Below are 18456 nucleotides of genomic sequence, written 5' to 3' on the forward strand. Positions count from 1 at the left end.
GAATCTTCTGTGGAGGGCAGAGGGTGATCGGCCTTCCCGACGGGTTCGCCCAGCGGGAGCTTCACGGCTTGGGGAGAGCTATGACCAGGGAGGATCTGCAACGGCGTGTCCGGGCACGCCGACCAGTCACACTGATGGCGTTCGACGCCGGCGCGCTCGTGGTGGCCTACGCGATCAGCGTGGTGCTCCGCTACGACGAGGCGGCCACCGCGACCGTCTGGGCCTACGCCGCGGCAGTGACCGTGGGGGCGGTGCTGCTGCAGTGGACCATCGGTCTGCTGCGGGGCTCCTACCTCGGCCGTGTGGGTGTGGCCACCATCGAGGAGACGATGTCGCTGGGCCTGGCGGCCGCCGGTGCCGGCTTCATCGTCTTCGTCGCCAACGCACTGACCCACCCCCACTGGATCGCGCGCAGCATCCCGCCGTCGGCGACGTTCCTCGGCCTCTTCATGATGCTGACGGCGCGAGCCGCCTGGCGCTACTACGCCGACCAGGTCCAGACGGTCGACGACGCCGCCGCGAAGCGTGCCGTCGTGGTCGGTGCCGGGTTCACCGGCACCAGGCTCGCCCGGTCGATGCTCATGTCGCCGGAGGCCGGCATGGTCCCCGTGGCGTTCCTCGACGACGACGGGTGGAAGCGTCAGCGCCGCCACTTCGGAGTGCCCGTGATGGGGCGGGTCCGACACCTCGAGCGGGTGGTGGAGCAGACCGAGGCCGACGTCGTCGTGGTCGCCATCCCGAGCGCCTCCAAGGGGCTGATCAAGTCCCTGGCCGAGGCCGCCAACCGGGTCGGCGTCACCTTGAAGGTCCTGCCGCCCTTCGCCGAGACGTTCGCCTCTCAGGCCGACGTCCGCGACGTCCGCGACGTCAACATGTGCGACATCCTCGGGCGTGCCGCGGTCGAGACCGACCTCGAGTCCATCGCCCACTACGTCACCGGCAAGCGGGTGCTCGTCACGGGCGCGGGCGGGTCGATCGGCTCCGAGCTGTGCCGCCAGCTCGACAAGTTCGGGCCGGCCGAGCTGATCATGCTCGACCGCGACGAGTCCGCGCTCCACTCCGTGCAGCTGTCGCTGCGCGGGCAGGCCCTCCTCGACAGCAAGGAGGTCGTGCTCAACGACATCCGTGACGAGGCGGCGCTGCGCGAGATCTTCCACGACCGTCGCCCCGAGGTCGTCTTCCACGCGGCCGCCCTCAAGCACCTGCCGATGCTCGAGCAGTATCCCCACGAGGCGATGAAGACCAACGTGCTCGGCACGGCCAACGTCCTGCAGGCCTCGGCCGAGGTCGGCGTCCAGCACTTCGTCAACATCTCCACCGACAAGGCGGCCGACCCGACGAGCGTGCTCGGCTACTCCAAGCGGGTCGCCGAGCGGCTCACCGCCGCGATGGCCCAGCAGACCGACGGCTCCTACCTCAGCGTCCGCTTCGGCAACGTGCTCGGCAGCCGGGGGTCGGTCCTGCACGCGTTCACCGCCCAGATCGCTGCCGGCGGACCGGTCACGGTCACCCACCCCGACATCACCCGCTACTTCATGACCGTCGAGGAGGCCGTGCAGCTGGTGATCCAGGCCGGTGCGCTGGGCAAGGACGGCGAGGTGCTCATCCTCGACATGGGCACCCCCGTCAAGATCGACGACGTCGCGAGGCAGCTGATCGCCCAGTCCGGCAAGAAGATCGAGATCGTCTACACCGGTCTGCGCGAGGGCGAGAAGCTCCACGAGCAGCTCTTCGGTGGCGCAGAGGGCGACGAGCGCTCCAGGCACCCGATGATCTCCCACGCGTCGGTGCCCGCCCTCTCGCCAGACGTCGTGCGCGCCTACGACGTGCGCGTGAGCTGTGCGGGGATGCTCCAGGCTTTCGAGGACTGGGTGCGGCTCCCCGACCCGAGCGACGTTGCTGAGACGACTGCGGGGGTCAAGGTCCGCGTGGGATCGTTCGACCCAGACCTGCCCGCACCTCGCGCCCGATGAACGGAGACACCACGACGTGACGACCACCGTCAGCCCGGAGGCCACCGTCCTTGTGACCGGGGGCACCGGCTCCTTCGGTCACACAATGGTGCGGAGGCTTCTCCACGCCGGCATCCGCGAGGTCCGCGTCTTCAGCCGCGACGAGCTCAAGCAGCACGACATGCGCCGCGCCCTCGACGACGACCGGGTGCGGTTCTACATCGGCGACGTGCGTGACTACGACAGCGTCGACCGTGCCACCCGCGGGGTGGACCACGTCTTCCACGCCGCCGCGCTCAAGCAGGTGCCGAGCTGCGAGTTCTTCCCGCTCGAGGCGGTGCGCACCAACGTGATGGGCAGTGCCAACGTGATCGAGGCGAGCAACGCCAACGGCGTCCGCTCGGTCGTCTGCCTCGGCACCGACAAGGCCGCCTATCCCGTCAACGCCATGGGCATGTCCAAGGCGATGATGGAGAAGGTCGCCCAGGCCTTCGCCCGCAACAACCCCACCGCCAACACCGTGGTCTCGACGGTGCGCTACGGCAACGTGATGATGTCGCGCGGGTCCGTGATCCCGCTCTTCGTCGACCAGCTCAAGGCCGGTCGGCCGCTGACCGTCACCGACCCCGGCATGACCAGGTTCCTGATGTCGCTGGAGGAGGCGGTGCTGCTCGTCGAGCACGCCTTCGTCAACGCTGCGCCGGGCGACCTCTTCATCCGCAAGGCCCCGGCGTGCACGATCGAGGTGCTGGCCCAGGCCGTCGCCAAGGCCATGGGGACCGCCGCCGACATTCGAGTCATCGGCACCCGTCACGGCGAGAAGCTCTACGAGACCCTCGCGACGCGCGAGGAGCTGGTCCGCAGCACCGACCAGGGCGACTACTTCCGGGTCGCCGTCGACGCGCGCGACCTCAACTACGGCGAGTACTTCGACGAGGGCGAGCGGCAGGAGTCCGAGGTCGACGACTACCACTCCCACAACACCGAGCGTCTCGACATCGACGGTGTGGTCGACGTGCTGAACGCGCTGCCACAGTTCCGTGCACTGATCGGCTGAGCGCGTGCGCGTCGGCTTCGTCAGCCAGTACTTCCCGCCAGAGCCCGGAGCCGCGGCGCATCCCGGAGTCGTGGCGAGCGCGCTCGCTCGTCGCGGCCACGACGTCCAGGTCCTGACAGGGTTCCCGAGCTACCCCCACGGGGTGGTCTACGACGGCTACCGACAGCAGTCGCGCATGCGGGACGAAGTGGACGGGCTCTCGGTGCTACGAGTGCCCTACTACCTCAGCCACGACCAGTCCGGGGCCAGGCGTGCGCTGAGCATGCTGACCTTCGGGGCCTCTGCGACATTGCAGACGGGCTCACTGCGCGACGCCGACGTCCTGCTCGTCTATGCAAGCCCCGCGACCACCACCATCCCCGCCATGGCCCTGCGGGCGGTCGGCCGAGTCCCCTACGTCCTCTACATCCAGGACCTCTGGCCAGACACCGTGATGGAGAGCGGGATGCTCGCGGGCAGCCCGGGCGCTCGTCAGCGTGTCGAACGGGTCCTCGAGCGCGCCTGCGCGCGCACCTACCGTTCAGCTGAGCGGATCGTGGTCATCAGTGAAGGGATCAGGAGCATCCTCGCGGAGCGGGGAGTCCCCGAGGAGAAGCTCGTCGTCGTACCCAACTGGGTCGACGAGTCGGTCTTCGCCCCCGCCGCGCCGGACCCCGAGCTGGCTCGTCAGTTCTCGGGCCACGCCCTGACGGTGATGTACGCCGGCGGCATCGGCGAGCTGCAGGGGCTGCACCACGCCGTGCAGGCAGTGGAGTCGCTCCCCTCCGACTCCGGCATCCACCTCGCAGTCCTCGGGGAGGGTGTGGCCAAGCAGGGGCTCGTCGACCGCGTGCGCGAGCTCGGCCTGGGCGACCGCGTCTCGTTCCATCCCGGCCGGTCGCTGGCCGACATGCCCGCCACCATCGCGGCCGCCGACGTCCAGCTCGTCAGCCTCCTGGACCGTCCGCTCTTCCACGGCACGATCCCCAGCAAGGTGCAGGCTTCGCTCGCGGTGGGCTCGCCTGTGCTGGTGAGTGCTCCGGGAGATGCGGCGAGGCTGGTGACCGGGGCCGGGTGCGGGTTGGCGGTCCCGCCCGAGTCGCCCGACGAGCTGGCGGCGGCGATGGTGGCCCTGCGTGACCTGGGGCCCCAGGAGCGCGCCGCGATGGGGCAGAAGGGTCGCGACTTCTACGTCGGCAACCTGAGCGAGCGCTCCGGGGCGATGGCGCTGGAGCAGGCCCTGGAGGCGGCGACCGGATGAGGGTCGCGGTGGTCGGAGCCAGCGGGTTCGTCGGCTCCGCGGTGACGCGGGCGTGCGAGTCGGGCGGGCACGAGGTGATCGCTGTGAGCGCGCCACGAGTGTTCAGCAACGCCACGAGCAGCGACGACCTCGAGGCCGAGCTCGCTGGGCTCCACGACGAGGTGGCGCGCACGGCCGACCAGCTCGCCGGGTCCGACGTCGTCGTCAATGCAGCAGGGCTGGCCGACGCCCTCTCGGGCGACCGTGCCGCGTTGTTCGGGGCCAACGCCCTCGTCCCGCGACTGCTCGGCGCGGCCTGTGACGCCGCAGGCTGCGGACGTCTGGTCCACGTGAGCTCGGCGGCCGTGCAGGGTCGTCGCGCCCGGCTCGACGAGTCCGAGGCCTACGATCCGTTCAGCCCCTACGCGGAGTCCAAGATCCTCGGTGAGCAGGCCGCACTCGCGTCGCATCGGGCCGTGGTCTACCGGCCGACGTCGGTGCACGGGCCCACCCGGCCTGTCACCGAGAGGCTCGCCGGCCTGGCGCGGGGACCGATCTCGTCGTACGCCGGTGACGGCTCGCTGCCCACGCCACAGATCCTCGACTCCTCGGTCGGGTCTGCGGTGCGCTTCCTGGTCGAGCAGCCGACCGTGCCACGCATCGTCATGCATCCCTGGGAGGGGATGACCACGCGCTCGCTGCTCGAGGCGCTGGGTGCAGGTCGCCGTCCGCGCCACATTCCGTCACCGCTGGCCAGGGCAGCGGTGAGCACGCTCGCGAGGGCGGCGACGCTGCGTCCCGGTGCGCAGGGCCTGGCTCGGCGACTGGAGATGCTGTGGTTCGGACAGGCGCAGGACGAGTCGTGGCTCAGCGCGGCGGGGTGGACCGGCTCTGCGACCCCCGACGACTGGGCTGACCTCGGACGTCGCCTGTCCGCTCAGGCCTCGGCGCCGACGACCTCGACCTCGTAGTCCGTGGCCCAGTAGGTCCCGTCGACCGCGTGCACCGGGTACGACGGCTGGCCCACCGAGGGCGCGGCTGCACTGCCGGCCCAGATCCGCACGGTCTGCTCATCCTGGGTGACGAAGGCACCGGGGTAGGGCCGGGTCAGCGCGCGCACCATGCGCTCGATCTTGGCCACGGTCATCGTGTCGGGGTGGAGCTCCCCGTCTGCGGGGGTGCGGCCGGGCCACTCCGTGGCGAGCGAGTGGTCCTGGGGTGCCGGCGTGATCTCGCCGCGTGCCAGTGGTGGATGGACCTCACGGATCAACGTCCGGTGGGCGGCGGCGACCTTGTCGTAGAGCGTGGTGGACGTCTCGGTGGGTGTGATCGGGATCCGCACCTGGCCCAGCAGCGGGCCGGTGTCGACGCCCTCGTCGAGCTGGAACATCGACACCCCGGTCTCGTCGAGGCCCTTGATGATCGCCCACGGGACGGACGCGCGGCCGCGTCCCACCGGCAGGAGTGTCGGGTGCATCCCGATCACGCCGTTCCTGGTCGCGGTGAGCACGTCGGGGCCGGCGATCTGGCTCCAGCCGATGATGTAGAGCCAGTCGAGGTCGGCGGCCTTGATGGAGCCCACTGCGTCGGCGTCGTTGACGTGGCGGAACTTCGTCACCGGCACGCCCGTGCGGGCGCCGACGTCGTCGAGGTAGATGCGACCGGACTTCTTCACCGACTGGTCGTCGTGGAGGGTGCCGAGGTAGACGAGGTCGCCCGCGGTTCCCTCACGGCCCAGTGCCTCGAGCTCCTCGATGCATGACAGTCCCAGCTGGACACAGGTGATGAAGCCGAATCGCATGGGAGTCCTCGGTCGAGATCAGTAGGTGGGTGGCGGCGAGAAGAGGTAGCGCACCGTCCGGGCGATGATGGTGAGGTCGCCGAGGAGGGTGACGCGCTCGGCGTACCGGTTGTCGAAGACGGCCTTCTGCTCCTCGGTCATCCCGTCGAAGGCGTTGACCTGGGCCAGCCCGGTCAGGCCGGGGCGGGCGTGCCAGGCGGGCCCTTCGCGACGCCGCTCGATGAGGACCTGCTGGGAGTCCAGCGGGGGTCGCGGGCCGACGATCGACATGTCCCCGCGCAGGATGTTGAAGAGCTGGGGGAGCTCGTCGGCGTTGGTGCGTCGGGTGATGCGGCCGACGCGGGTCACCGTGGCGGTGCCCATGCCGGCGGAGGGGGCGACCTGGGTGCTGGTCGGCATGCTGCGGAACTTCATGATCACGAAAGGCTCACCGGACCGGCCGGTGCGGGGCTGGCGGTAGATCACCGGGGAGCCGTCCTCGAGGCGGATGGCCAGGCCGATCAGCGCGAGGAGGGGGCTCAGCACCACCGTGGCCGCGCCGGCGAGGACGATGTCGAGGGCGCGCTTGCCGAACCGTTCGTACATCACGTCCCCCTCACGCGATCAGGAAGCCGAGGTCGAGGTGGGCGGTCTGGAACGCCTCCGCGTGGCGGAGACCGCTCTGGCCGCCGCGCACCGCTGCGAGCCCACGGATCGCCTCGGGGCTGCGCGGGTGGGGGAAGTCGCGCATGACGTCGCGGTAGCACTCGAGCGCCTCGAGCTTGCGCGAGACGCCCTCCTCGCCGATCTCGAAGAACGCGTCCGGGACGAACGCGTCGGTCCCGGAGCCGCGGAAGGACCAGTCGGTGGAGGAGGGGACCTCCATGAAGTGGAGGCTCTTGAGCGGCGGCACGTCGTCGCGTCGCTGCGCGAGGCGGGCGGCGGCCTGCGCAGCAAGCGAGACCTGGCGGTGGTCGTCGTTGAGGTCGGCCGGGTGGAGGGTGAAGATGCGCGAGGCCTGCGTCTCCACGATGGCGGCCTCCACGAACTGGACGAGCTCGAGGTGGTCGACGGTGTTCATCCGGATGTTGGGGAAGCCGCCGAGGATCGGCTGCTGCATCCCGACCAGCTCGGTGGCGCGGCGCATGTCGGCGGCCAGGTCGTCGTCGCCGGGGCGGCGGTTGCGGGCGGTGACCTCGCCGCAGAGGATGGCCGCTCGCACGTGGTGACCGTGCTGGGTGAGGTGGTGGGCGGTGCCTCCGAAACCCAGGATGTCGTCGTCCGGATGGGCGACGACCACGAGGACGTTCTCAGGTTTCATCGGTTCCGGTTCCCTCACGCTACTACTGGGTAGGGTTTCGCTCGGGCAGGGAGACCTGCCTCACACGACAGGCAGGAGGGTACCGGTGTGAGAGTCGCGATCACCGGCGGTCACGGATTCTTGGGATGGCACACCGCGTGTCGTCTGCGTGCCCTCCACGGGACCCGGGCGGTCCGCCTCGGACGGGCCGAGATGGCCTCCGCCGAGGTCCTCGGCCAGGCGCTCGCCGACGTCGATGTCGTCCTGCACGTCGCCGGCGTCAACCGCGCCGACTCCGACGCCGAGGTCGAGCAGGGCAACGTCCGGCTGGCCGAGACGCTGGCTGCCGCGTTGAAGGCCCAGGGTCGGCCGCTGCACGTGGTCTACGCCAACTCGGTGCAGGCCCAGCTCGACAACCCCTACGGCAGGGGCAAGGCGGCGGCCGCGGCCATCCTGTCCGAGACGGTGCAGGCGATCGGGGGGCGCTTCGCCGACCTGCTGCTGCCCAACCTCTTCGGCGAGCACGGTCGTCCCGGCTACAACTCCTTCGTCGCGACCTTCGCCCACGAGGTCGTCGCAGGTCGGACGCCCCAGGTGACGGGAGACCGCGAGATCGAGCTGCTCCACGCCCAGGACGCCGCGGCAGCCCTCATCGCGGCGGTCGGCCAGGACCGGCCCGCCGAGGTCGTGCCGGGCGAGCCGGTGCTGATCAGCAGCGTCCTCGCGGCCTTCGAGGAGATGCGGGCCAACTACTCCACGCGCGGCGAGATCCCCGACCTGGGTACCGCGATGATGCGCAACCTCTTCAACACCTATCGCGCGGCGGCCTTCCCCGAGATGTGGCCACTCTCGCCGCAGGTCCACTCCGACGACCGCGGCGACCTCTTCGAGACTGTGCGCGCAGGCGGTGGCACCGGCATGGCGTTCATGTCGACGACGCGGCCCGGCCAGAAGCGCGGCGAGCACTACCACCTCCACAAGGTCGAGCGCTTCTTCGTCGTCAAGGGCGAGGCCGAGATCCAGCTGCGCCGCCTCCTCCACGACGACGTCGTGACCTTCCGGCTCAGCGGCGACAAGCCGTCGTTCGTGGACATGCCGGCGCTGTGGGTCCACAACATCCGCAACGTCGGAGACACCGAGCTGGTCACCATGTTCTGGGCCGACCAGCTCCTCGACCCGGACAACCCTGACCAGCTCCCCGAGACGATCGACCCGCCGAGATGAGTCGTCCGGTCCGCTTCCGGCTCCTCGAGGACGGACGCTGGAGCGGTGGCGGCAGCGTTCTCCTCGAGAACGCCCGCGAGGCGCGTGAGCAGCACCCTGTGCTGCAGGGCGACGAGCACGCGGTGCCGATCATGGCTCGCAACGTGCCGCCGATGGGGAAGTTCCCCCCGGCGCCGTTCGTCGTCGCGCCCCAGAATGCGTGGGTGTGGACACCGGTCGCCAGGGGAACCAAGGAGCGCACGCTCGTGACCGGGCTGCGCGTTGGCACCCGCGTCACCTACAACCGTGCCAGCGCAGTCATCCGCATCTCCGAGGCCGTTCCGCCCGGCCAGTCCGTACCGACGTCGGAGGTCCTCCACAACGTCCTGGACCGCGGCTTCGAGATCGCCGCCGACCGGTACGACGAGCGGACAGGGCTCCTTTGTGAAGGAGCGTTCGTCTGCGTCGGGTCCAACTACTCATTTCGGGACCTGGCCCTGCTCGTGCGCGCCCACCGCGCCTACCGGGCCGGAGGCGGTGAGCGACGGCTCGTCCTCATGGGGCCGGTGGGTTCGCACGCCGCGGAGAAGAGGCTCCAGGCGGAGCTCCACAGCTCCGACGACAGTGTCGTACGACGTCCCGAGTCGACGCGGGCCGAATGCCTGAGCGCGCTGCGCTCGGCCTACGCGGCCGTGTGCCCGGCACGGGTCGAGGCCTCGCCTGTGGGAGTGCTCGAGGCAGCGGCGCTCTCACCGCGCGTGCTGCTCAGCGACATCGTGGGGCACCGGGGGATCGTGGGGAGCCTGGATGGTGCCGGGGAACCGGCCTACTTCCGTCCCCACGACCTCGCGAGCCTGACCCACAACCTCAAGGAGCTGGACGAGGCTCCTGCTCATGCCTGGCGGGCCGGGATCGACACCGTCGATGCTCGCCAGGACGCGCGTGGTCGTTGGGGTGAATGCCTGGCGGCCTTTCTCACGGGACTCGCAGACTCCATCACCTCCGAGGTCGACAAGGAACCCGCATGAAGGTCATGACCGTTGTCGGGACGCGACCCGAGATCATCCGGCTGGCACGGGTGATCGCGCGCCTCGACGCCACGGAAGGCATCGAGCACGTCCTCGTGCACACCGGGCAGAACTACGATCACTCGCTCAACCAAGTCTTCTTCGACGACCTGGGCCTGCGGGCGCCCGACCACTACCTCGGCGTGGACACGAGCAGCCTCGGAGCGGTCCTGGGGGGCGTGCTCATCGAGACGGAGCGGGTCCTCCTGGAGGAGCGTCCTGACGCCATGCTCGTGCTGGGCGACACCAACTCGTGCATCGCCACGGTGATGGCCAAGCGCCTGAAGGTGCCGAGCTATCACATGGAGGCCGGCAACCGCTGCTTCGACGAGAACGTTCCGGAGGAGACCAATCGTCGACTCGTCGACCACGTCGCCGACTTCAACCTCGCCTACACCGAGCACGCCCGTCGCAACCTGCTCGCCGAGGGGCTGCACCCCCGCCGCGTGATGGTCTCCGGTTCGCCCATGCGCGAGGTGCTCGAGACGTTCCGCGACCAGATCGAATCGTCCGACGCTTTGGGCAGGCTTGGGCTGACCGCGGGGGAGTACTTCCTGGTGAGTGCCCACAGGGAGGAGAACGTCGACTCTCCGGACCGGCTGCGCATGCTGCTGGACTGCCTCGTCGCGGTGCGGGAGAAGTTCGGCAAGCGGATCGTGGTCTCGACCCACCCGCGCACGCGCAAGCGGCTGGAGGCTCTCGATGACGCCCCGGACCTCTCGGGCATCGACTTCATGGAACCCTTCGGGTTCCACGACTACAACAAGCTGCAGCTCGAGGCCGCCTGCGTGCTCTCCGACTCCGGCACGATCTCTGAGGAGTCGTCGATCCTCGGCTTCCCGGCGATCACCCTGCGCGACTCCATCGAACGCCCCGAGGCCCTCGACTCCGGCTCGATCATGATGACCGGCCTGGCCGTGGACGACGTCGTGCGCGCCGTGGGGATCGCGATGGTGGACGGCCCGGTGACCTCGTCGCATCCAGCGGGCTACGAGGTAAATGACACCAGCAACCGCGTCGTGCGGTTCATCGCCTCGACCGCTGGGCGACACGGTCAGTGGGCGGGCCTCAGATGAGCAACGGTGTCGGCTTGCTCAGATCGGTCGATCGAACGCGCCGTCGATGGGTCGCACGAATCAGGTCGGGGGGACGGCTCAGGGTTGCGTCAAGCACCGTGATCGGGGGAACGCCGCGGATCATGCGCGGTGCGACGCTGCGTGTCGGCGAGCGCACGGGGTTGGGGCCCGGCTGCCGGTGCATGGCCTCCGTCACGATCGGCGACGACTGCCTGATCTCCGCGGACGTCCGTTTCGTCGGCGACGACCACCCCATCCACGTGGCGGGCCGTCTGAACGAGGCGCCCAGCAGATTCCCGCGCGAGGTGGTGGTCGGGGACGACGTCCTGATCGGTGCGGGTGCGATCGTCATCGGCCCCGCCAACGTGGGGACAGGAGCCGTGATCGCGGCCGGCGCAGTGGTGACGGGTGACGTCGCGCCGCGGTCGATCGTTGGAGGCGTGCCAGCGCGGGTGATCGGCGAGCGGAGAAACCCGTGAAGCGGAAGGATCGCGGCACCATCCACCTCGTCTATCCCTTCTATCCGCACTACCGCGCCGAGGTGTTCCACGCACTCAGGGACGCCGGTGTTGTCGATCGATTCACCTTCGGTGACTCCAGCCCGCCGCTCGACCCGATCCCCTTGGGCGATGCCGCTGCGCTCGACGCGGTGGTCCTGAAGAACCACTGGCGGGGGAACCTGCACCTTCGGCAAGCCGGCCTTCTTCGTGGCATACGCAGATCCCGCGCGGAATGGGCCGTGTTCCTGGGAGGCGCCAACTCTGCCGCCTATTGGGTCGCTGCAATCTATGCCCGGCTGCTGGGCAGGAAGGTCGCCTTCTGGACCATCGGCTGGCACCGCCCCGAGTCAGGCCTCAAGAGGCGGGTCCGCCTGACCTTCTACCGGTTGGCGCACGTGCTGCTGCTGTACGCCGATCACGGCAAGAGGCTGGGCGTAGCTCACGGGTACCCCGAAGGCCGCATGTTCGTGATCGGAAACAGTGTGGGTGGTGGACCCGTCGACCTTCCGAACCGAGCTCACGGTCGCGTCGTCTTCGGCGCAGTGGCACGTCTGAACGAGCGCAAGCGATTCGATCTCCTCATCCGCGCGGTGGCTGAGCTGGCGAGGCGCGGAACAGTGGCGGAAGTCTGGCTGGCGGGCGAGGGCGAGGTCAGCGAAGATCTCGAGACGCTGGCCGCAGAACTGGGCGTCGTGCTCCGCATGCCCGGACCGATCTATGCCGACAGTGAGCTCGCGTCGTTCTACGAGGGATTGACCGCCACCGTCGTGCCGGACGCCGCGGGACTGACCGTGATCCAGAGCCTCCGCTTCGGAGTGCCAGTGGTGACTCACGGTGATCTCGATGCGCAGATGCCCGAGGCGGCGGCAGTGCGTCCGGGTGGGACGGGCCTCCACTTCGCGCAGGGCGACGCCGCAAGCTTGGCTGATGCCCTTGAGCAGACGGTGGACTGGCGATCAGAAGTGGGCGATGGCGTGATCGCAAGCAATTGCCACGAGGAGCTGTTGGCCCGCTGGACCGCAGAGTCAACGCGCGACCGCGTCGTCGAGGCCCTGGGGTTGGGGCGGGGCTGAGCAGGTGCGATCCGAACTCGTCAGCCTGCTCTCAGCTCGGCTGATGTCTGTCGTCATCCAAGCTGCTCTGCTGCTCTGGGTGGCCCGACAGTCTTCGCCGGCCGACTTCGGTGGTCTCATGGCAGGGCTCTCGGCGGCGTATGTCGTGGTCGCCTTGGGCGATGGTGGCCTGCAGCCTTTCGCGATCCGAGAGCGCGCGTCAGACAGGACCGAGCGTCCACAAGCCGGAACCACCGCTTTCACGCATGCGTCACGGCTGACCGCAGTTGTCGCTGCGGGAATCGTCGCCGTGTTGCCCCTTGCTGTTCCGGGACTATCCGTCTGGCACGCGGCTGGTGTGGCGGCCATGGTCTGGCTCGAGAGACAGTTCCTGGGGAGGCTCTCGCTTGCCATCGCCGTCGGGCGGTCCGTGCCGACATCTGCGCTTCTTGTCGTGGCTCGCGTGACGGCAGCGGTCGTGATGGTCGCCGGACATCTTCTTGGCTGGTCGGATGAGATCGCGAACTATCTCCTTGGCTCCATCGCTGGACTTGGCACGAGCCTGGTTGTGGCCATGCTCGCGTTTCCCCAGCAGAAGGAGGCAGAACTCCCTTCGTGGGGACAGCTGATGAAGTCAGCACGCCCTTTCTGGTGGTCGAATCTGTGGACTCAGCTGCGCGGCTTGGACGCCTTTCTCGTCGGTCTGGTCGCCAGCCCGACCACAGTGGCCCACTATGCACTCCCGAACCGATTGGGACAGGCGGTTCGCGTGGTCCCTTCGGTCCTGAGCTCCTTGGGTCAGCCTGCAGCCGTGCGTGAGGACGCGCCTCGGTTGAGACGCCTGGACCTTGCAACTGCTGCGACCTGCTTCTGCGGAGTCTTGGCATGGCTCCTGCTGCTCTTCTTCGGCAATGATCCATTCCTGACCTTGGTCGGCGCTGCCTATGAAGGCGCCTTCATGCCGCTCCTCTGGGTGGCGGCGGCGCAGGTCGTGAACGTCCCTGGCATCTACCTGTCCGGGGTGCTCATTGGCCGCGGACTTGAACGACAGGTTGCTCAGTTGGATGCCGTCGTGACGGTCTTGCTGATCGTGGGCGTACTGCTCGCAGCGTCGACGCACGGTGCTACGGGAGCAGCTGCGGGCCTGTTCGTCGCCATGACCTGTCAGTCTGTCGGCGCCGCGGTACTGCGCCATCACAAGGGGTGGTACTCGTGGTCAACCATCTGATCGGGATACCCACTTATCGCCGTCCTGAGGCTTTGGCACGGCTGCTTGCGGTCCTGGGCGATCAGGTTCCACCCGATGTTCCCGTCGTGGTGGCGGACAACGATCCCGGGCTCAGTGCTCGTGCAGTCGTCCTCGCTGCTGGCGACCTGGAGATGCACTACCTCGCAGAGCCAAGCCCGGGCGTGGCCCTGGTCCGTACTCGCTTGATGGCAGAGGCGTTGCGGCTGCGGCGCAATCTCTGGTTCTTGGATGACGACCAAGTGCCGTCGTCGAACTGGTACCAATCCATGTTGGATGGTCATGCACGCCACCCAGAAGCCATCCTTGCCGGGCCCGTGAACTACGTCCTGCCAGTTGACGCTCCCTCGTGGGCAAGGACGGGACACTTCGTACGTCCGGAGCACGAGGACGGCGCCCAGCTGGAGGCAACAGGTTTTGGTAACTGCGTCCTGCCGCTGTCTGCCCTTTCCGTGCCGGGCTTGAGCAGTGTTGATGCTGCTTTTGCCCGGTCCGGGGGAGAAGACACCGAGTACATGTGGCGCGCTCGCCGCGAGGGGGTGGAGATTCGATGGTGCGCAGGGGCGACGGTGGAGGAGGTCGTCCCCGCCGCACGTGTGACCAGAGCCGCGCTCCGTGGGAAGTACGTGCGCAACGGCGAAACCCTGGCGCGGCTTCGTCTGCGCGAGAAGGGCCGCCTGGTGATTCTCGCCGGCGGGCTTCTCCGAGTCTCGGCTGGGCTACTGCACCTGGCGATTGCGACTGCGACGCGCCGCGGCACCTATCGGGCGTTGACGATGACGTGCGGTGGGTGGGGGTGGGTGCGAGCCGCCCTGGGACGGGTCTCCCGTGCCTATGGCGACTGACGTCAGAGCGGCGGCCACCAAGTAGATGCTGGCGACTTGTGGGACGTTCATCGGATTCATCCCGGTGTGTAGTGGCGACTCGAAGATCAGGAACGGTACGACTGCGAGAAGCCCCACGATGTTCCGGTCGGCTGGCGCCCGGTTGGCAACTGCGGCTCTGGCGCCGAGGACCAGGACAAGGACCAGGAGGAACAACATCGGGAGCCCGCCAACGGCCAGTGCAGTCATGGCCTCGTTGTGCGCGTGATGAAGACCAGTGCCGATGCCGTCCAAGCGTGTGCGCTCGAGCAGTCCAGCAGGCCCCCAACCGCTCAACCAGAGCTCAGACACATGGCCGAGCACGAACGCCCAGGCGTCTTGCCGGTCAGCGAAGCTCTGGTCGGAATCAACCTCGTCTGAGGTGTAGACCGATTGGAAGAGTGGAACCATCAGCGCCAAGAAAGCGAACGCGATCAGGACACGCCCTGCCGTGTGACGCGTTCTTGTGACACCAAGTCCCGCTGCGAGCACCAGCGCACTCATCATTCCGGCCCGCTGGCCTGTGAGGAGGAGAGCGGGGAGTGCCACCAGGGCTACGACCCACATCGACCAGCCGCGTCGAAGGGTCGCCGCGATGAGCGTCACGGCCGCGATCATGCCGAAGGTGTTGGGGTTGTTCGCGACACCGACGAATCGCTCCTGTAACAGTCCCCCTCCGGCCCGCGCGGAAGTCCCAACCATGTAGGGCTCGGGATTGAAGAACCATGCGGCGAGCGAGATGCCGCAGACAAGCGCTCCGGTGTAGGCGACCAGCCCCGCCTTGTTCCTGCGGCTCAGATCGGCGGAGTAGAAGCTCGCCATGAGCGCTGGTCCGATCAAGATGATCGCAATCTGACCGATGGCCTTGCTGCCGTCACCCAGTTGGGCATTGGTCAGAGCCGCCCAGACCTCGATCAGTCCGAAGCCCAGCAGAGCGAAGCCCAAGGCGGTCCCTCTGTGTCGTTCGGCGAGCTGATGGAGACCCACGAAGAGCAAAGCCGCGACAGTTGAATACCCGACGAGCGTGGGTACGCCCTCCTCGGCGAACATGCCCTCGCGCGCGGCCACCACGAGCAGTGCTGGGACCACCGTGGCCAGGACAACTGCAATAGGTAGGTACTGATGGCCGCGGAAGGCACCGACAGCCTTAATGATGAGCCAAGGCGCAAGCAGCATCGCGGTGACACCAGCCACGAGCTGAAGCGAAGTCATGCCCAAGCTCAACACCCGGCTCCACTCCATTTCCGCGCTGTCCGTCGTCCCCGCACACGTTCGACGGATGATCTCACGTCAGAGAGCACTGTGCGGGTGGTCAAGAGATTGGTTGAGGGTCTACGGGATCAAGGACCATTTCGGGCAACCATGGATTCCTACCGGTCATGTTGCGTCGCCCCCAACAAGCAGCGGTGCCATCTGTCTTCAGTCCGCAGGTGTGCCGCTCACCGGTTGTGATGACGCGCCATGCCCCGGAGAGCGTTGTGGGCAAGCGTCGGTCTGTGACGGTGCCGTCGCCAAGCTGGCCGTCCGCATTGCCGCCCCAGCATGCAGCCAGCCCATCGGTCTCGATTCCGCAGGTGTGGTTCCACCCCGCTGCCAGAGTCGTCCAGGTTCCGGGCAGCGGAGTGGGTGCACTCTTGTTCGAGATCGTCCCGTCACCCAGCTGGCCGTCATTGTTGAGCCCCCAGCATGCGGCGGCACCGTTCGCTCGAATCCCGCACGTATGGAGCGAACCCGCCGTCACCTCCCTCCAAGATCCCGGCAGCGCGCTGGGGGTTCGACGGTCCGTATGGGTGTCGTCGCCCAGTTGGCCGAACGAGTTGTCGCCCCAACACCATGCGGTTCCGTCGGTTCGTACACCACAGGTGTGCGAGCGCCCCACGCTCAGGTTGGCCCAGGAACCCTGGATGATGGTGGGGGTCAACTTGTCCTGCAGGGTGCCATCACCCAGCTGACCGGATGCGTTGAAGCCCCAGCACGCCCCAGTTCCACCGACCTTGATGCCACATGAGTGGTACCTGCCGGCCGAGAGCGCCGACCATGTCCCGGCCAAAGTCGTGGGGGTTTCTCGACTGATCCTGGTCCCGTCGCCGAGCTGACCGGAGGCATTGTCGCCCCAGCAACCGGCGCTTGAGTCGCTCTTTATTGCGCAGGTGTGCCTTGTGCCCATGGCGAAACCGGTCCAGTCGCCGTCCAGTGTCGGGGGTAGAGGTGTGGGTACGGAGTAACCGGCCCATGTCCCGCTTCCCAACTGGCCTCCCACACCGCTACCCCAACAGGAGGCAGTCGCATCAGTGTGCAGCCCGCAGGTGTGCTCTGCGCCGGCCATGATCGTGGTCCATGACTTCGGTAGGTCGACGGGGGTGGCCTGGACTGTTGGACGGCCGTCGCCGAGTTGTCCATCGACATTGCGACCCCAACACATGGCTCTGCCTTCAGACGTCACGCCGCATGAGTGGCTCCCGCCCGCTGTGACGCTGACCCAAGCCCCTTCAATTTCGCTTGGCGACTGATGCGAAGCCTGTGAGCCGTTGCCAAGTTCTCCCGAGGTGCCGGCACCCCAACAAGAAGCTCGACCGTCGGAATGCACTCCGCACGTGTGGCTGCGTGAGTCAGACCCGCCGACGCTGATCGTGGCCCACGATCCGGGAACGGGCTGCGGGACGAGTCGGTCCGTTGTCGTTCCGTCACCCAACTGGCCGTTCTCGTTGGAACCCCAACACTCGGCTGTGCCGTCGCTGTGGACTCCGCATGTCTGCGGAAGACCGGAGGCGCTGGCCGTCACGCTCACCCAGGTCCCCGGAAGAGCGGTGGGCTTGAGTTGGGCGGTCCTGGTGCCGTCACCGAGCTGTCCGTGACTGTTGCTTCCCCAACAGGCTGCGGCCCCGCTTGTACGAACCCCGCATGTGTATCCGGCACCGGTGGTCAACGACCTCCAAGAACCCTCCAGGTCAGTGGGTGTGACCCGGGGGCTCGTCGTGCCGTCGCCCAGCTGGCCTGCGGAGTTGGAGCCCCAGCATGCAGCAGTTCCGTCGACGCGTACTCCGCACGTGTGAGCGGGTCCGGCGGACATCGAGTTCCACAGTCCGGGCAAGTCGGTGGGAACCAGCTTGTTCAGGGTCGTCGAATCCCCGACCTGACCGGTGCTGTTGTAACCCCAGCAGGCCGCGGAGCGATCTGTCCGGATGCCGCAGGTGTGAGCGAACCCCGCAGTGAGGGTGAGCCACGTCCCGGGGAGCTCGGTCGGGACGGTCCGTGCGCTCGTGGTTCCGTCGCCCAACCTGCCGGAAGCGTTGCTGCCCCAGCAAGCGCCGGTGCCGTCAACGGTGACCCCGCAGGTGTGCTCACGCCCGGCAGTGAGCATCGTCCAGGTCGCGGGAGGATCGGTGGGCTCAGTGGGCGTCGCCGTCGGGGTCGCCGTAGGCGTGGAAGTCGCCGTGGGCGTGGGGGACGTCGTCGGTGGGGGCGTGGGGGACGTCGTCGGTGTGGGAGTCGCCGTGAGCGTGGGCGGAGGTGCAGTTGTGAGAATCCTGACCGTGCGCGAGGGCGTGACGAACGGCCGGCTCCTCGGGTTGGATCCCATGGCGGCAGTGCGCGAGCGGACTCGATAGGTGGCGGAGATGCCCTCGCTCAGACGGGTCCGGAATCGGAACTTACCTCGTCGACTGGTCCGCGACTTCTTGAGCGTCTGCCATTGCGCCCCCGTCTTCAGCTGAAGGTGCACTTGGTGCTTGCGCCGCGGAGGGATCCAGCCCTGGAGCGTCACACGAGTTCCGGGTGTCCCCACCGTTGGAGAGAGCGACAATGTGCCCTTCGTCGGCGCTCCGACTGCGTGCTTCGGCAGTTCTGTGGTCTTCCCGGCGTCGTCCGCCTCCGCCATGAGCGGGACGACCCATGTCAGGGCCATCAGGCTGATCGCTGTCGCACTCATCCATCGCGGAGTGCCAAGTCGTGTGCGTCTTGTGCACCGCATGTATGCCTCGCCTCCCACGCTCGTCCCAGGACCCTAGTCAGTGAGAAGCAGAGCGTCACGCGTGCAGACAGTCAGTGAGACGAACGTTCAACTTGATGTTCACAGCGCGGAACCCAGCATGCGCCCGTGCTGATGTGAGCCATGCTCTGCTTCATGAGTCGCGGGGGAGGT

General features: G+C 68.0%; 15 protein-coding genes and 1 pseudogene. 11 read left to right on the top strand and 5 right to left on the bottom strand.

Annotation, left to right across the window (positions count from 1 at the left end; genetic code table 11):
- Window positions 1-134 precede the first annotated feature (134 nt).
- From EXE58_RS10490 to EXE58_RS10505, 4 genes are read left to right on the top strand one after another with little or no spacing between them, the layout of a single operon-like run.
- Window positions 135-1973 (top strand): polysaccharide biosynthesis protein, encoded by a 1839-nt coding sequence (locus EXE58_RS10490; RefSeq protein WP_208543972.1) that lies wholly within the window; start codon window positions 135-137, stop codon window positions 1971-1973.
- A 16-nt stretch (window positions 1974-1989) separates the two neighbouring features.
- Window positions 1990-3009 (top strand): SDR family NAD(P)-dependent oxidoreductase, encoded by a 1020-nt coding sequence (locus tag EXE58_RS10495; RefSeq protein WP_279638243.1) that lies wholly within the window; start codon window positions 1990-1992, stop codon window positions 3007-3009.
- A 4-nt stretch (window positions 3010-3013) separates the two neighbouring features.
- Window positions 3014-4249: a glycosyltransferase family 4 protein gene (locus EXE58_RS10500; RefSeq protein ID WP_135267836.1), complete on the top strand. Its 1236-nt coding sequence runs from the start codon at window positions 3014-3016 to the stop codon at window positions 4247-4249.
- Window positions 4246-5199, top strand: coding sequence for an NAD-dependent epimerase/dehydratase family protein (locus EXE58_RS10505; protein ID WP_135267837.1), 954 nt, complete (start codon window positions 4246-4248; stop codon window positions 5197-5199). Before EXE58_RS10500 ends, EXE58_RS10505 begins: the two co-directional genes overlap by 4 nt.
- On the opposite strand, the gene EXE58_RS10510 is transcribed toward EXE58_RS10505, so the two are convergent.
- Genes EXE58_RS10510 through EXE58_RS10520 form a run of 3 tightly spaced genes read right to left on the bottom strand, consistent with a single transcriptional unit; the run spans window position 5166 to window position 7329 of the window.
- Window positions 5166-6029, bottom strand: coding sequence for a formyltransferase family protein (locus EXE58_RS10510; RefSeq protein ID WP_135267838.1), 864 nt, complete (start codon window positions 6027-6029; stop codon window positions 5166-5168). The two genes, EXE58_RS10505 and EXE58_RS10510, sit on opposite strands and share 34 nt — an antisense overlap.
- Before the next feature lie 18 nt (window positions 6030-6047).
- A complete protein-coding gene (locus EXE58_RS10515) occupies window positions 6048-6614 on the bottom strand; it encodes a sugar transferase (protein WP_135267839.1) in 567 nt (188 codons plus the stop codon).
- 10 nt (window positions 6615-6624) lie between these two features.
- Window positions 6625-7329: a PIG-L deacetylase family protein gene (locus EXE58_RS10520; protein ID WP_135267840.1), complete on the bottom strand. Its 705-nt coding sequence runs from the start codon at window positions 7327-7329 to the stop codon at window positions 6625-6627.
- An 87-nt stretch (window positions 7330-7416) separates the two neighbouring features.
- Between EXE58_RS10520 and EXE58_RS10525 the strand changes: the two genes are divergently transcribed.
- The 7 genes and pseudogenes from EXE58_RS10525 to EXE58_RS20475 all read left to right on the top strand — a co-directional run.
- Window positions 7417-8532: a polysaccharide biosynthesis C-terminal domain-containing protein gene (locus EXE58_RS10525; RefSeq protein ID WP_135267841.1), complete on the top strand. Its 1116-nt coding sequence runs from the start codon at window positions 7417-7419 to the stop codon at window positions 8530-8532.
- Window positions 8529-9539: a glycosyltransferase family 1 protein gene (locus tag EXE58_RS10530; protein WP_135267842.1), complete on the top strand. Its 1011-nt coding sequence runs from the start codon at window positions 8529-8531 to the stop codon at window positions 9537-9539. Before EXE58_RS10525 ends, EXE58_RS10530 begins: the two co-directional genes overlap by 4 nt.
- On the top strand, window positions 9536-10654 hold the full coding sequence (wecB, locus tag EXE58_RS10535; protein WP_135267843.1) for a non-hydrolyzing UDP-N-acetylglucosamine 2-epimerase: 1119 nt from the start codon (window positions 9536-9538) through the stop codon (window positions 10652-10654). The genes EXE58_RS10530 and wecB overlap by 4 nt, the downstream gene beginning before the upstream one ends.
- 122 nt (window positions 10655-10776) lie before the next feature.
- On the top strand, window positions 10777-11133 hold the full coding sequence (locus EXE58_RS10540; protein ID WP_167288796.1) for an acyltransferase: 357 nt from the start codon (window positions 10777-10779) through the stop codon (window positions 11131-11133).
- Entirely contained in the window at window positions 11130-12227 is a 1098-nt protein-coding gene (locus EXE58_RS10545) for a glycosyltransferase (protein WP_135267845.1), read from the top strand. The genes EXE58_RS10540 and EXE58_RS10545 overlap by 4 nt, the downstream gene beginning before the upstream one ends.
- Window positions 12228-12270: 43 nt before the next feature.
- Window positions 12271-13434 (top strand): lipopolysaccharide biosynthesis protein, encoded by a 1164-nt coding sequence (locus EXE58_RS10550; RefSeq protein ID WP_135267846.1) that lies wholly within the window; start codon window positions 12271-12273, stop codon window positions 13432-13434.
- Window positions 13419-13841: pseudogene (locus EXE58_RS20475) on the top strand (glycosyltransferase family 2 protein); the annotation flags it as partial. The gene EXE58_RS10550 and the pseudogene EXE58_RS20475, both read left to right, overlap by 16 nt.
- A gap of 330 nt (window positions 13842-14171) precedes the next feature.
- On the opposite strand, the gene EXE58_RS20050 reads toward EXE58_RS20475, so the two are convergent.
- Together EXE58_RS20050 and EXE58_RS20480 are read right to left on the bottom strand one after the other, a co-directional pair.
- On the bottom strand, window positions 14172-15527 hold the full coding sequence (locus tag EXE58_RS20050; RefSeq protein ID WP_244242174.1) for an O-antigen ligase family protein: 1356 nt from the start codon (window positions 15525-15527) through the stop codon (window positions 14172-14174).
- Between the two features lie 100 nt (window positions 15528-15627).
- The gene (locus tag EXE58_RS20480; protein WP_425271677.1) at window positions 15628-18285 is read right to left on the bottom strand and encodes an RCC1 domain-containing protein; all 2658 of its coding nucleotides are present in this window, start codon (window positions 18283-18285) and stop codon (window positions 15628-15630) included.
- Window positions 18286-18456: the final 171 nt, after the last annotated feature.

Origin of the sequence: Nocardioides seonyuensis (genome assembly GCF_004683965.1) — a bacterium.
In the GTDB taxonomy this organism is placed as follows: Bacteria; Actinomycetota; Actinomycetes; order Propionibacteriales; family Nocardioidaceae; genus Nocardioides; species Nocardioides seonyuensis.

Excerpts from the sequence above, each read along its gene's own strand:
- EXE58_RS10490 (WP_208543972.1), top strand. The coding sequence starts at position 135 with ATGGCGTTCGACGCCGGCGCGCTCGTGGTGGCCTACGCGATCAGCGTG.
- EXE58_RS10505 (WP_135267837.1), top strand. The coding sequence starts at position 4,246 with ATGAGGGTCGCGGTGGTCGGAGCCAGCGGGTTCGTCGGCTCCGCGGTG.
- EXE58_RS10510 (WP_135267838.1), bottom strand. The coding sequence starts at position 6,029 with ATGCGATTCGGCTTCATCACCTGTGTCCAGCTGGGACTGTCATGCATC.
- EXE58_RS10515 (WP_135267839.1), bottom strand. The coding sequence starts at position 6,614 with ATGTACGAACGGTTCGGCAAGCGCGCCCTCGACATCGTCCTCGCCGGC.
- EXE58_RS10520 (WP_135267840.1), bottom strand. The coding sequence starts at position 7,329 with ATGAAACCTGAGAACGTCCTCGTGGTCGTCGCCCATCCGGACGACGAC.
- EXE58_RS10530 (WP_135267842.1), top strand. The coding sequence starts at position 8,529 with ATGAGTCGTCCGGTCCGCTTCCGGCTCCTCGAGGACGGACGCTGGAGC.
- wecB (WP_135267843.1), top strand. The coding sequence starts at position 9,536 with ATGAAGGTCATGACCGTTGTCGGGACGCGACCCGAGATCATCCGGCTG.
- EXE58_RS10540 (WP_167288796.1), top strand. The coding sequence starts at position 10,777 with ATGCGCGGTGCGACGCTGCGTGTCGGCGAGCGCACGGGGTTGGGGCCC.
- EXE58_RS10550 (WP_135267846.1), top strand. The coding sequence starts at position 12,271 with ATGTCTGTCGTCATCCAAGCTGCTCTGCTGCTCTGGGTGGCCCGACAG.
- EXE58_RS20050 (WP_244242174.1), bottom strand. The coding sequence starts at position 15,527 with ATGACTTCGCTTCAGCTCGTGGCTGGTGTCACCGCGATGCTGCTTGCG.
- EXE58_RS20480 (WP_425271677.1), bottom strand. The coding sequence starts at position 18,285 with ATGCGGTGCACAAGACGCACACGACTTGGCACTCCGCGATGGATGAGT.